Origin of the sequence: Plantibacter sp. VKM Ac-2880 (genome assembly GCF_015351235.1) — a bacterium.
Lineage (GTDB): Bacteria > Actinomycetota > Actinomycetes > Actinomycetales > Microbacteriaceae > Plantibacter.
Window position 1 is genome coordinate 369,697 of record NZ_JADKSJ010000002.1, and the last position, 13,554, is coordinate 383,250.

General features: G+C 71.0%; 8 protein-coding genes. 5 read left to right on the forward strand and 3 right to left on the reverse strand.

Annotated features, from left to right (window positions below; translation table 11 throughout):
* Nucleotides 1-116 precede the first annotated feature (116 nt).
* Both ITJ57_RS13910 and ITJ57_RS13915 read left to right on the forward strand, forming a co-directional pair.
* Nucleotides 117-5,693 (forward strand): glutamate synthase-related protein, encoded by a 5,577-nt coding sequence (locus ITJ57_RS13910; RefSeq protein ID WP_370582410.1) that lies wholly within the window; start codon nucleotides 117-119, stop codon nucleotides 5,691-5,693.
* A 23-nt stretch (nucleotides 5,694-5,716) separates the two neighbouring features.
* Complete coding sequence (locus tag ITJ57_RS13915; RefSeq protein ID WP_194670693.1) at nucleotides 5,717-7,552, forward strand: sulfite reductase subunit alpha; 1,836 nt, start codon at nucleotides 5,717-5,719, stop codon at nucleotides 7,550-7,552.
* A 175-nt stretch (nucleotides 7,553-7,727) separates the two neighbouring features.
* Here the strand turns inward: ITJ57_RS13915 and ITJ57_RS13920 are convergent, their stop codons facing one another.
* Together ITJ57_RS13920 and ITJ57_RS13925 are read right to left on the reverse strand one after the other, a co-directional pair.
* The gene (locus ITJ57_RS13920; RefSeq protein WP_194670694.1) at nucleotides 7,728-8,873 is read right to left on the reverse strand and encodes a 5-(carboxyamino)imidazole ribonucleotide synthase; all 1,146 of its coding nucleotides are present in this window, start codon (nucleotides 8,871-8,873) and stop codon (nucleotides 7,728-7,730) included.
* A 128-nt stretch (nucleotides 8,874-9,001) separates the two neighbouring features.
* Entirely contained in the window at nucleotides 9,002-9,568 is a 567-nt protein-coding gene (locus ITJ57_RS13925; protein ID WP_194670695.1) for a PH domain-containing protein, read from the reverse strand.
* 99 nt (nucleotides 9,569-9,667) lie between these two features.
* Here ITJ57_RS13925 and ITJ57_RS13930 point away from each other — a divergent pair, with 99 nt between their 5' ends.
* Nucleotides 9,668-10,480 (forward strand): EI24 domain-containing protein, encoded by an 813-nt coding sequence (locus tag ITJ57_RS13930; RefSeq protein ID WP_194670696.1) that lies wholly within the window; start codon nucleotides 9,668-9,670, stop codon nucleotides 10,478-10,480.
* Here ITJ57_RS13930 and ITJ57_RS13935 read toward each other — a convergent pair.
* A complete protein-coding gene (locus tag ITJ57_RS13935) occupies nucleotides 10,464-11,252 on the reverse strand; it encodes a biotin--[acetyl-CoA-carboxylase] ligase (RefSeq protein ID WP_194670697.1) in 789 nt (262 codons plus the stop codon). The two genes, ITJ57_RS13930 and ITJ57_RS13935, sit on opposite strands and share 17 nt — an antisense overlap.
* Nucleotides 11,253-11,392: 140 nt before the next feature.
* Between ITJ57_RS13935 and ITJ57_RS13940 the strand changes: the two genes are divergently transcribed.
* Together ITJ57_RS13940 and ITJ57_RS19440 are read left to right on the forward strand one after the other, a co-directional pair.
* The gene (locus ITJ57_RS13940; protein WP_056012855.1) at nucleotides 11,393-12,994 is read left to right on the forward strand and encodes an acyl-CoA carboxylase subunit beta; all 1,602 of its coding nucleotides are present in this window, start codon (nucleotides 11,393-11,395) and stop codon (nucleotides 12,992-12,994) included.
* Nucleotides 12,991-13,242, forward strand: coding sequence for an acyl-CoA carboxylase subunit epsilon (locus ITJ57_RS19440; RefSeq protein WP_194670698.1), 252 nt, complete (start codon nucleotides 12,991-12,993; stop codon nucleotides 13,240-13,242). The genes ITJ57_RS13940 and ITJ57_RS19440 overlap by 4 nt, the downstream gene beginning before the upstream one ends.
* Nucleotides 13,243-13,554: the final 312 nt, after the last annotated feature.

Below are 13,554 nucleotides of genomic sequence, written 5' to 3' on the forward strand. Positions count from 1 at the left end.
CCGCCGCACCCAGCGCCCGCGTCGACACGGACCCACCCTCCAGCGACGTAGACCCGGTCCCGTCATCTCACCGTCTCCGGGCCGTCCAGCGCCCGCATTCCGAGGGGTACCCCGTCGTGATCTCTTCCTCCGTCCCACCGCGCCCGCGCGCGTCCGCAGCAGCACCCCGTCCCGACCTCGTCGATCGCGAGACCGACAAGAGCGATTGCGGCGTCGGCTTCATCACCCGCAAGGACGGCGTGCAGAGCCACGACGTCATCGCCCTGGGCGACACGGCCCTCTGCGCCATCCCGCACCGGGGTGGCATGTCCTCCGAGGGCGTCGGCGACGGCGCCGGGGTCCAGGTCGACCTCTCGGTCGACTTCTTCAGCGCGCTCGTCGGCGAGCGGCTCGTCGCCGGCCGGTTCGGTGTGGCGAACGTCTTCCTGCCGGTCGACCACGGCCGCACCGCCGACGCCGAAGCCCTCATCGAGCGGGCCCTCGGTGAGGCGGGCTTCACCGTGCTGCTGGCCCGCGCCGTCCCGACGGTCGACGCCGTCCTCCGCCCGAAGGCCGTGCCGTACCAGCTCCCGATCCGCCAGTGGGTCTTCGTGTCCACCGACGACGCGACCGTCGAGGAGCTCGACCGACGCGCCCACGCGGCCCTGCTCGCGATCGAGGCGGTCGCCTACACCGACCTCACGCTCGACGGCCTGTACCCGCTGTCGCTCAGCACGCGCACCCAGGTGCTCAAGGGACGACTCAACGCCGGCGAGGTCATCCCCTACTTCGCCGATCTCGCCGACCCGCTGCACCGTGTCCGCACCCTGGCGTTCCACACGCGCTTCTCCACGAACACCGCGCCGCACCCCTCCATGGCGCAGCCGTTCCGCCTCATGGCGCACAACGGCGAGCTCAACACCGACCGGAAGAACCGACTGTCCGAGACGGCGCTCGCGGCGTCGCGCGGGCGGAAGATCATCCGGGCGAGAGGGCAGTCGGACAGCTCACGGCTCGACCAGACGCTCCACAGCCGGGTCGTCGAGGACGGGCTGGAACTCCTCGAGGCGGTCGTGTCCGTCATGCCGCCCGCCTGGGAGAACGACCGCACGCTGAGCCGCGAGGTGCGCGCGATGCTCGAGTACTTCTCGCTCGTCGAGGAGAAGAACGACGGCCCCGCCGCCCTCATCTTCAACGACGGGACGACCGTCGGCGCGCGGCTCGACCGCCTCGGTCTGCGCCCCCTGCGCAGCGTCGAGACGGAGGAGTACCTCTGCGTCACCTCGGAGGCCGGACAGCTGCCCTTCCCCGACGACGAGGTCGTCCACCGCGGACGCATCGAAGCCGGAGGGATGCTCGCCTACGACCACCGCACCGGCACGCGCCTCCGCACGAACGAGGCACTCGAGCTGCTCGCCGCACGCAAGGACTACCCGGCGATGCTCGCTGCGGCCGCCGTGGAGCTCGACGCGCTCGAGGACCACGGCGAGACCGGCACCGCGACCGGCGGCGACGACGCGTTCCCGTACCGCGGCGGATTCGGGCAGGTGCAGCGCTACGTCGCCTACTCGCTCAACCAGGAGAGCTTCAAGTTCATGACGGACCCGATGCTGGCGTCCGGCAAGGAGCGGATCTCCGCCATGGGGTACGGCAACGCGATCAACGCGCTGTCCGACCAGGAGGGCGGTCTGGCGAAGTACTTCTCGCAGCGGTTCGCCCAGGTGACCAACCCGCCGCTCGACAGCATCCGCGAGGCGGACGGCATGACCCTCCGGGTGGCGCTCGGCGCGAAGCCCGGGAGCGGGACCGTCGGCACGAAGCAGCTCATCCTCCGCTCGCCCATCATCAGCGAGGACGAGCTCCGACGCCTCGGGACGCAGCAGGAATCCCCCGTCGCCTGGTTCGACATCCTCTACCGCCCTGACACCGACGTGCAGGCGAACGCCGACGCGCTCGAGGACGCCGTCGAGCGGGTGGCCACCGACGTCGCCGCCTTCGCGGCGGTCAACGGTGGCATCGCCGTCCTCAGCGACCGCGCCGTCGACACCGAGGCGGCCGCCCTCCCGCTGATCCTCGTCGTCGCGGCCGTCAACCAGCGGCTCATCGATGACGGGCTCCGGCTCCGCGTCTCGCTCGTCGTGGACAGCGGACAGCTGCCGTCCTCGCACCACGTCGCCTCGGCACTCGGCTTCGGCGCGTCCGCGGTGCACCCGCTCGCGGTCCGGCTGCGAGCCGAGCAGAAGCACCCCGACGAGGCCGATGCGGCGTTCCACCGCTTCGCCGCCGCGGCCGAGAAGTCGCTCCTGAAGACGATGGGCCGGGTGGGCCTGTGCACGGTCGAGAGCTACATCGGCGGAGAGTTCTTCGAGCCGAACTACCTCGACACGAGCGACCCGGTGCTCGCCCGCGCCTTCCCGCACCTACGCGCCCCCGTGGGTGGGGTCGGTTTCGCCGGCATCGCCCGCACGGCGAGCGCCTGGCACCAGCGTGCCCTGACCACCACGGCCGAGGCCGACGTACCGCTCCTCGGCCTGTTCAAGGAGCGCGCCGAAGGCGCCGGTCACTCCTACGGCACGACGGCCGTCCGCGGCTTCGTCGACCTCACCGAGGAGGCGGTGCAGCTCCCGCGCGTCGACACCGCGGCCGTCGACCGGGAGGGCGGCACGCTCGGAGACGACCCGCTGCGCCTTCACACCATCGGCGACCTCGAGGACGCCTTCGGGATCGACGACGACGCCTACCAGCACACCTCCTTCGACGCCCTCGACGACGACGAGATCGACGCGTTCACCATCACCCCCGGGTACCGCTCCTTCGTCCAGTCGATGACGACCGAGCGGCGGCGGCGCCCGGCCGCGCTCCGCGACGTGCTCGTCCTCCCTGAGGACATCACCCGCCTCACCACCCCGGAGGAGTTCGCGCGCGAGCTCGACCGGCTCGGCCCGGTCGGCAACTCCTCGATCGTCGTGCGCGGGCTGCGGGCGACGCGGACCGAGCAGGGCCGCCACCGCTTGCGGCTCACCGGCCCGCTGGCCGGCGAGCTCGCCCGCGTCTCGGCGCTCGGCGAGTACTACGTCCGTCGGTTCGGTGCCGAGGTCACGGGCCACTGGATCTCCGGCGGCGACCTCATCATCGAAGCGGTCGGCTCGGCCGACGACTACTTCTCCATGCTCGTCGAGGGCGAGGAGAGCATCTCCACGGACCTCGTGCAGCCCGCCAGCGAGATCACCCGCGCGCTCGCCTCCGGGGCGATGAGCCACGGTGCCCTCGTGGCGACCGCCCACGAGGCCGTCGCGCACGGCACCAACATGGTGGGCGGGATGTCGAACAGTGGCGAGGGCGGCGAGCACCTCTCGCGCTACGGCACCATCCGCGGATCGCGCATCAAGCAGTTCGCCTCCGGCCGGTTCGGCGTCTGGGCCGGCTACCTCGCCGACCCGATGCTGCAGGAGCTGGAGATCAAGATCGGACAGGGTGCGAAGCCCGGCGAGGGCGGCCAGCTCCCGGCCCCGAAGGTCACGGTCGACATCGCCGCCGCCCGTGGCGGCACCCCGGGCATCGAGCTCGTCTCCCCGCCGCCGCACCACGACACCTACTCCATCGAGGACCTCGCCCAGCTCATCCACGACTGCAAGGCCGCCCGGGTCCGCGTCGTCGTGAAGCTCGTCTCCTCCGAGGGGATCGGCACGATCGCCGTCGGCGTCGCCAAGGCCGGCGCGGACGTCATCAACGTCGCCGGCAACACCGGCGGCACGGGTGCGGCCGCGGTCACGAGCCTGAAGTACGCGGGCCGCAGCGCCGAGATCGGCATCGCCGAAGTGCACCAGGCGCTCAGCGCGAACGGCTTGCGCTCGAAGGTCACGCTGCGCTGCTCCGGGGCGCACCAGACGGGTCGCGACGTCGTCATCTCGGCGCTGCTCGGCGGCGACAGCTTCGAGTTCGGGACCACCGCGCTCATGATGCTGAAGTGCGTCATGGCGAAGAACTGCAACGTGAAGTGCCCGGCCGGTCTCACGACGAACCCCGAGACCTTCGACGGCGACCCCCGCGCGCTCGCTCAGTACCTGCTGAACATCGCGCACGACGTCCGTGAGCGGCTCGCGATCCTCGGGCTCCGCTCGCTGCGTGAAGCCCGTGGTCGCACCGACCTCCTCCACCTCGTCGACCACCCGGCCGCGGTCGCCGACCTCGACCTGCGCGCCATGCTCGCGGTCGTCCCCGAGGTCGTCGTCACCGACCCGGTGTACCTCGAGAAGGATTTCACGCTCGACGACGCGCTCATCGAGCGGGTGCGGGCCGGGCTCTTCGACGAACGTCGGACCACGATCGACCTCGGCGCGACCGAGGGCGACGGCGGGATCCGGCTCGGCAACCGCTGGCGCTCCGTCGGCGGGCAGCTCGCGATCGACCTCGAACGTCTGCTGAACCACGAGCTCGACGACGCGCAGGCGGCGGCGACCCCCTCGGTCGTCACCGACGATCGCGGCCACCGGTCGCTGGGCGCCGACACCGTCACCATCCGGACCGAGCACTCGGCCGGGCAGTCCTTCGCGGCGTTCTGCGTCGACGGCCTGCACTGGCGGCACACCGGCACCTGCAACGACGGCGTCGGCAAGAGCGCCTCGGGCGGCACCATCGCGATCCTCTCCCCCGGCGGCGGCAGCCCGGAGCCCGGCGGCAACGTCCTCATCGGCAACTTCGCGCTCTTCGGGGCCACCGGTGGACGCACCTTCGTGCAGGGTGAGGCCGGCGACCGCTTCGCCGTCCGGAACTCGGGGGCGACCGCGGTCGTCGAGGGTGTCGGCGACTACGCCTGCGAATACATGACGAACGGCGCCGTGCTGAACCTCGGCGGTTTCGGCATCGGCTTCGGCAACGGCATGAGCGGCGGCTTCGTCTACCAGTACGACCCGCGCGGCGAACTGCCCAGCAAGGTCAGCGCCGACTCGCTCCTCCTCGGATCGATCACCGAGGGCGAGCAGGCGGCCTTCCACGAGGCGGCCGTGCTCCTCCTGCTCGAATGGCACCTCGAGGCGACCGGTTCACCGCTGGCGTCCCGGCTGCTCGCCGACTGGGAGACGGCCAGGCACCACTTCGTGTTCGGCATGCCACGCGCGCTGCTGCTGTACCAGGACAGCGACGCCATCCTCGCGGCGAAGAGCCGCAAGGAGCTCCTCGACGAGCTCGGTGCCGCGCTCGCGGCGCAACAGCTCCGCACCTTCAAGCTCGACTACCGCGACCGCCGGCCGGTCCGCGGCGGTCGCGCACCGGGTCTGGGCGAGCCCGCGGCGGACCCGCAGGACGTGTACGCGCTCCTCACCAGTTACACCGTGCTCAAGCTCGCGCAGGAGGTCGCCCTCACGCGGACCCCCGGCGTCGACGACCCCGCCCACCCGACCGTGCAGGCGGCCGTCCGCACGCTCATCCTGACCGAGGACTTCTTCGTCATGCAGCGTGTGCAGCGGACGGCCCGCGAGCTGCTCGAACGCTACGACGACGCGGCCCTCGCCGCGATGATCGCCGCGAAACGCCTGCACGACTACACGGAGGCGCTGCGCCTGCGGAACGTCCGGTCGATCGACCACCCGGGGACCACCGGGTGGATCATGCACCAGCACGCAAAGAACCGGGCCCGATCCGGTGCGACGGGTGGCACCGAAGCACTCCTTGCATCGGCCGCCCTGGCCGAGCTGACACTGGCGGGCCGCCGATGAGCGCGCCCGGTCTGGAAGGGATCATGAGCGAGACACGGACCCCGTCCGCCGTCGGGCCCCGCCCGGTGCTCTTCGAGGCGCTCGCGGCGCTCGGCAGCAGCACCGACGACCCGTTCATCCCCGAGGACGCACCGTTCAGCCCGGAGCAGCGGGTGTGGCTCGCCGGATTCCTGGCCGGTGTCCGAGCGAGCACCGTCGACGGTGCCGAAGCGGCGGCGCGGACCCCGCAGCTGGCGCTGCACGTCCTGGTCGGCACCCAGACGGGCACCGCGGAGGCGATCGCGGAGGACCTCGGTCGTGCGGCGTCCGGCTACGGGGTGGCGACGACGACCACCGGTCTCGACGACGTCGAGGTCGACAAGCTCCCGTCGATGGGTCACCTCGTCGTCATCACCTCGACGTACGGCGAGGGCGAGATGCCGGACAACGCCGAACTGTTCTGGGAGGCGCTCCAGGCGAGCACCGCTCCACGGCTCGACGGCCTGAAGTTCTCCGTCCTCGCCCTCGGCGACTCCGGGTACGACGGCTTCTGCCAGGCGGGGAAGCTCATCGACACGCGCCTCGAGCAGCTCGGGGCGGAGCGCGTCCTCGCCCGCGTGGACTGCGACGTCGACTACGAGGAGCCCGCTGCGGCCTGGACGACCCAGGCCCTGTCGCTCTTCGGCGCCCTCGCTCCGGCGACCACCGACGGTGCCCCGGCCCCGACCGTGCCAGCCGCCGCCCCCGCGAAGAAGCCCGGTCGCACGCGGTCGCCCTGGACCCGGAAGACGCCCTTCGGGGCGACGCTCGCGGTCAACCGCGTGCTCTCCGGTGCTGCCTCTTCCAAGGAGATCAGACACTACGAGTTCGATCTCGCCGACAGCGGCATCGAGTACGCCGCCGGTGACGCCCTCGGGGTCATGCCGAGCAACGACCCGGCCCTCGTCGACGCGATCATCGCCGAACTCGATGCGGATGCCGACGACGCCGTGGACGGGTCGACCCTCGCGGAACGACTCACCAACGGCTTCGAGATCCGCACACCGTCGAAGGACCTCGTCGCGGAGCTCGCCGAGCGGTCGCCGGACTCCGAGCTCGCCGGGATCCTGGCGCTCGCCCAGGTCGAGACGCTCGACTCCTGGTTGCGCGACCGCGACATCCTCGACCTCCTGCGGTCGACCTCGGTCCGGTTCGACGCCGACACCCTCGTCGACGTCCTGCGCCCGCTCCAGCACCGTGCGTACTCGATCTCGTCCAGCCCGCTCGCGGCCGACGGACGCGTGCACCTCACGGTCGCGAGCGTCCGCTATGCGGTCGGTGACCGCGTGCATGGCGGTGTCGCCTCGACCCACCTCGCCGACCGGGTCGCCGAGGGCGGCACGAGCGGCATCTTCGTCTCGGCGAACGCGGCGTTCCGCGTCCCGTCCGACGACGACGCGCCGCTCATCATGGTCGGTCCCGGCACGGGCATCGCCCCGTTCCGGTCCTTCCTGCAGGAGCGTCGTGAACGCGGCGCGACCGGTCGGAACTGGTTGTTCTTCGGCGACCAGCACCGGGCACACGACTTCATCTACGAGGACGAGCTCGGTGAGCTGCTGACCGGAGGGGTCCTCGACCGCCTCGACCTCGCCTTCTCCCGCGATCAGCGCGAGAAGGTGTACGTCCAGACGCGGATGCGCGAGAACGGCAAGGAGCTGTACGCCTGGCTCGAGGAGGGCGGCCACTTCGCGGTCTGCGGCGACGCATCACGCATGGCGAAGGACGTCGACCACGCGCTGCACGAACTCATCGCCGAGCACGGCGGCAGGTCCATGGAGGCTGCGGCGGAGTACGTGCACACGCTGAAGCGCGAGAAGCGGTACATCCGCGACGTCTACTAGGACCCCCGCTGCGGTCCCTGACCCACCTGCCCGGTCCCTGAGCTTGTCGAAGGGCGCCCTTCGACCGGCTCAGGGGCCGGTCATGGGTTCCTGAGCCCGGTCACCGGTCCCTGAGCCAAGCCCCCGGTCCCTGAGCCCAGCCACCGGTCCCTGAGCTTGTCGAAGGGCGGACCGATCAGGCGTTCTCAGCGCCGAGCAGGGCTGCCGCGGCGCGCGCCTCGTACACGACGTCGTCGAGTTCGTCGCCCGCGACGTTCACGTGGCCGACCTTCCGCCCGGGCCGTGGGTCCTTGCCGTAGGTGTGGACCTTCGCGAGCGGGTGCGCGCCGAGGACCTGCGGGTACCGGTCGTCGAGGGTGCCCTCGGTCGGTCCGCCGAGCACGTTCACCATGACCGTCCAGTCGCGGTGGCAGCCCGTCCATCCGAGCGGCAGGTCGAGGACGGCGCGGAGGTGCTGCTCGAACTGGCTCGTGACGCTGCCGTCCTGCGTCCAGTGCCCGCTGTTGTGCGGACGCATGGCGAGCTCGTTGATGAGCAGGCGGTCGTCGTCGGTCTCGAACAGCTCGACGGCGAGGACGCCGGCGACCCCCAGCGCGGTCGCCACGGTGACGGCGATCTCCTCGGCGGTGTCCGCGAGCCGTCCGGCGGATCCCGGAGCCGGAGCGATGACCTCGCTGCACACGCCACCGAGCTGCACCGTCTCGACCACGCGCCACGGCACGACCTCGCCCGACGGCCGGCGGGCGACGAGCTGGGCGAGTTCGCGTCGGAAGGACACCAGTTCCTCGACGAGGAGTGCGCCGCCGTTGGCGTCCTCCGACAGCGCCGTGAACCAGTCGTCGACCTCGTTCGGGCCGTGGACCACCCGGACGCCCTTGCCGTCGTAGCCGCCACGCGGGGTCTTCACGACGCCCTTGCCGCCGTGCTCGGCGAGGAAGGCGGCGAGCTCCTCCTGGTCGTGGACCCGCGCCCAGTCCGGGACCGGGAGCCCCAGCTCGGTGAGCCGCTCGCGCATGAGCAGCTTGTCCTGGGCGACGGCGAGCGCGTCCGGCCCTGGGTGCACCTGGACGCCGGCGTCGACGAGGGCGCGGAGGACGTGCTGCGGGACGTGCTCGTGGTCGAAGGTGATCACGTCGACCGTCTCGGCGAACGCGAGGACGGTGTCGGCGTCGCGGTAGTCGCCCACCTGCACCGTCGCCAACCGGGCGGACATGCCTTCCTGCTCGGCGAGCACGCGGATGTCGAGTCCGAGGTTGATCGCCGCCGGGACCATCATCCTGGCCAGCTGACCGCCGCCGATCACTCCGACGCGAATGCTCATGGGTTCACTCCAGCTCTCCGGCGACCGGCCGGCGGGTCTCGTATCGGCAGGCGGGACGGGCGGATCCGGAGACGGATCGGCTGAGCCCCGACTTCAACATCGTACCGGCCGGGTCGGACCCGGTCGGGTCAGCGGCGGGCGGGCGGCTGGGTCGGCGACTGTCCGGACGACTGGGCTGCCGGATAGGGGGCGGCGATGCTCTGGTTCTCCGCGACGAGCTCGTGGAGGGCGTTCTGGACGAGGACGGCGCCCGGCACGTCCCGCAGCACGACCGGCAGCTCGCCACCGGAGGTGACGCGCACGTTGCCGCTGCCGAACGCGCTCTGCACCCAGCTCTTGTGCACCGTGATCCCGTACCCACGTGCGTGGTAGAGCTCCTGGCGGGACCGGACGAAGAACCCCCGGCGGACGATGAGTCGCCGGGTGGTGATGACGTAGCGGACGGACAGCCAGGCGACGAACGGCAGCACGCAGGCGAACAGCACGATCACCCCGCCGCCGATGAGGACGGCCCAGTTCTGCCATTCGAGGTCGAACGAGCCGAAGACGTACGCTCCGACGCCGCTCACCGCGATGAGGAGGAGGGCGGGGAGCAGGAGCCGCCGGGCATGCGGACGCAGGCGTGCGACCACACGTTCGGTCGCCGCCGCGGGAGGGGCCGGCCGGCCCGGCCCCGTCATACCGGGATCAGCCATGCTCCCATTCTTAGCAGTCGTCGGAACCCGCCGTCTGCTCCCACCCCGCCCGTCGGCAATCCCGATCGACGGGCGTCGACCTCCGGCTAACATGAAGGCGTGAAACCGGCCGACAGCACCGCACCCACGGGCCGGCCTCCCGGCGTCTTCGCGTCGTTCTTCGAGGGGGTCGGCATCCTCATCGGCGGTTTCCGCCTCTGGGGCACCTCGCCGAAGCGGATGCTGCTCGGCATGGTCCCAGCGGCGATCGTGGGCGTCGTCTTCGTCGCGCTGCTCGTCGTCCTCGGCCTCAACGCGGCGGCGATCGTCGACTGGGCGACACCGTTCGCGGACACCTGGGACGAGCCGTACCGCTCGTCCGTCCGGGTCGCTGCAGCCGTCGCGTTGATCGCCGTCGCCGTCGTGGTCATGCTGTACGCCTACGCGGCCGTGACGCTGCTCGTCGGCGACCCGTTCTACGAGCGGATCTGGGCGGACGTCGAACGCTCACTCGGTGACGCTCCAGCGGAGTCCGGTGAGTCGGCCTGGCGCGGGCTCCTGACCGGCATCGGGCGCTCCCTCGGCCTGTTGCTGCTCACCATCCCGACGGCGGCCGTCCTCTTCCTGCTGGGGTTCATCCCGATCATCGGCCAGACGGTGGTCCCGGTGGCGGGTGTCGTCGTGAGCGGCTGGTTCCTCACCCTGGAGCTGACCGGGTACGCCTTCGACGCACGTGGGTTGTCGGTGCGCGAGCGGCGACGCCTCCTCGCCAGGCGGCGGTCCCGCACCCTGGGTTTCGGGACCGCCGTCGCAGTGCTCTTCCTCGTCCCCGTCCTGTCCGTTCTGGTGATGCCGGCGGCCGTGTCGGGGGCCACGGTGCTCGCCCGTCGAGCGCTCGCCGAGGCGGACGGCCCGCTCAGCGCACGTGCGTGACGTCGCCCGCCGCCACGGCCACCGGGGCGCCGCCGTCGCTCGGCCGGACGACGAGTCGCCCGTCGGGGTCGATGCGCTCGGCGGTGCCGGTCAACGTCCCGCCGCCCGGCAACTCGACGCGGACCGAACTGTCGAGCGTCACGCAGTGTTCCGTGACCGTCGTGCGGAGACCGCTGGCCTCGGCGTCGCCTGACGCCTCGAGGTACGCGTCGTACAGCCGCCCGAACGCGCGGAGGTATCCGGCGAGGACCATGTCGGGATCCGGATCCGCCAGCCCCTCGAGCGCGAGCGACGTGGACCGGTCCGTCGGCAGTTCGTCCGCCCGCTGCCGCAGGTTGACCCCGGTGCCGACGATGGCACCGTCGCCGGTCGGCAGCAGTTCGGAGAGGATGCCGGACACCTTCCGGCCACCGATGAGAACGTCGTTCGGCCACTTCACCCCGGCGGGCACCCCGAGGTCTTGGAGCGACGACGCCAGTGCGGCACCGGCGAGCAGCGGCAGCCAGCCGTAGGCCTCGAGCCCGAGGGGACGGCCGGACGGCGTGACGGGCCGGAGCAGGATGGACACGGCGAGCGAGGCTCCAGGAGGCGTCGTCCACGCCCGACCGAGGCGGCCCCGTCCGTTGCGCTGGTCGTCGGTGACGACGACCGAGCGGTCCGGCCAGCCGCCGCCGTCCTCGCGGGCCCTGATCGCGAGTTCGTCGTTGGTGGAGCCCGCGTGCTCGAGGATCTCGAGGCGCGGGACGAGGGCGGCGGTGCTGGGCAGATCCATGCCGACCACCCTACTGAGGAGCGTCGTCCGAGCCCCCTGCGCACGCACATCCGCTTGGCCGATGTCGACAACGGATCTCGATGGCGCTTGTACGCGATCGTCAACGGGTTCGCCGGGGGGCCACCGGGTAAGGTGAAACCGTGACCGACGAAACCGCCTCCGGCCCTGACCTGTACACGACGGCCGGGAAGCTCGCCGACCTCAAGAACCGCTATCACGAAGCCGTGACGGCGAGCGGCGAAGCCGCCATCGAGAAGCAGCACAAGAAGGGCAAGCTCACGGCGCGGGAGCGCATCGAGCAGCTCCTCGACCACGGCAGCTTCGTCGAGCTCGACGAGTTCGTGCGGCACCGCACCACGGCGTTCGGCATGGACCGCTCGCGGCCGTACGGCGACGCCGTCGTCACGGGCACCGGCACCATCCACGGTCGCCAGGTCGCCGTGTACTCGCAGGACTTCACCATCTTCGGCGGTTCGCTCGGCGAGGTCGCCGGCGACAAGATCATCAAGATCATGGACCTCGCCCTGAAGACCGGTGTCCCGATCATCGGCATGCTGGACTCGGGCGGTGCCCGCATCCAGGAGGGTGTCGTCGCCCTCGGCAAGTACGGCGAGATCTTCCGCCGCAACACGCAGGCATCCGGGGTCATCCCGCAGATCTCCATCATCATGGGTCCGGCCGCCGGTGGCGCCGTCTACTCCCCCGCGCTCACCGACTTCGTCATCATGGTCGACAAGACCAGCCAGATGTTCGTGACCGGCCCCGACGTCATCAAGACGGTCACGGGCGAGGACGTCGGCATGGAGGAGCTGGGCGGCGGCTACACCCACAACACCCGCTCCGGGGTCGCGCACTACCTCGCGAGCGACGAGCCGGACGCCCTCGACTACGCCAGGACCCTCGTCGGGTTCCTGCCCGACAACAACCTCGCCGAAGCCACCGTCTTCGACGTCGAGGTGGAGCTCGAGACCACCGACGAGGACCGCCGACTCAACACCCTCATCCCCGACTCCCCGAACCAGCCGTACGACGTCAAGACGGTGATCGAGCATGTGGTCGACGACGGCGACTTCCTGGAGGTCCAGCCGCTCTTCGCCCCGAACATCGTGATCGGCTTCGCCCGCGTCGAAGGTCGCTCCGTCGGCGTCATCGCGAACCAGCCGTCCCAGATGGCCGGCACCCTGAACATCGAGGCCGGCGAGAAGGCCAGCCGCTTCGTTCGCTTCTGCGACGCGTTCAGCATCCCGATCCTGACCCTCGTCGACGTCCCCGGCTACCTGCCCGGCACCGACCAGGAGTGGACGGGCGTCATCCGGCGCGGCGCGAAGCTGCTCTACGCCTACGCCGAGGCCACCGTGCCGCTCGTGACCGTCATCCTGCGGAAGGCCTACGGCGGCGCCTACATCGTCATGGGCTCCAAGCAGCTCGGTGCAGACATCAACCTCGCCTGGCCCACCGCCGAGATCGCCGTCATGGGTGGTCAGGGCGCCGTCAACATCCTCTACCGCGGCGAGATCAAGCGGGCAGAAGAGGCCGGCGAAGACGTCGCGGCCGTGCGCACCCGTCTGGCGAACGAGTACACCTACAACGTCGCGAGTCCGTTCCTCGCCGCCGAGCGGGGCGAGCTGGACGGCGTCATCGAGCCCGCGGCCACCCGCGTCTCGGTCATCAAGGCGCTGCGAGCGCTCCGCACGAAGCGTGCGAGCCTGCCCGCCAAGAAGCACGGGAACATCCCGCTGTGAGCGACGCCGCCCGGCCGGACACGACGGAACCCTCGGCGATCGACCTCCGGATCGTGCGGGGCACGCCGAACGACGAGGAGATCGCGGCTCTGACCGCCGTCCTGAGCGTCGCGATCGCGGAGCAGGCGATGCGCGACGCCGACACCGTGCCGCCGCCGCGCATCCCGTCGACCTGGGAACGGACACGGCGCCAGTTGCGCACGGGCATCACTCCGGGTCCCGGTCACTGGCGCGCGTTCACGGGCTGAGCGCCCGCGACGAGCACTCTGAAACGCTCGTCCTCGCTGTCCACGATGGAGGACGGTATGTCCTCCATAGTGCCGACTGTCGGGGGTACCCCTGATGGGGGATGATCATTCCTGAGAGTTGAGTCTCATCGAGACCACTTCACCAGCTTCTGCTCCATCTAGGGTAAGCGGGCAGAAGTTCGGGGGCGGGTCAGAGCGGTATTCGGGTTACCGCTCTGACCCACGAACGCCATGGAGGGCCAGCATCGGGTGCTGGCCCTCCTTCCCGTTAACGGGGCTTCTCCTGAACCGACACCCGTTCCGATCGGGTGC

Coding starts and splice junctions, on each gene's coding strand:
- ITJ57_RS13915 (WP_194670693.1), top strand. CDS start 5,717: ATGAGCGAGACACGGACCCCGTCCGCCGTCGGGCCCCGCCCGGTGCTC.
- ITJ57_RS13920 (WP_194670694.1), bottom strand. CDS start 8,873: ATGAGCATTCGCGTCGGAGTGATCGGCGGCGGTCAGCTGGCCAGGATG.
- ITJ57_RS13925 (WP_194670695.1), bottom strand. CDS start 9,568: ATGGCTGATCCCGGTATGACGGGGCCGGGCCGGCCGGCCCCTCCCGCG.
- ITJ57_RS13935 (WP_194670697.1), bottom strand. CDS start 11,252: ATGGATCTGCCCAGCACCGCCGCCCTCGTCCCGCGCCTCGAGATCCTC.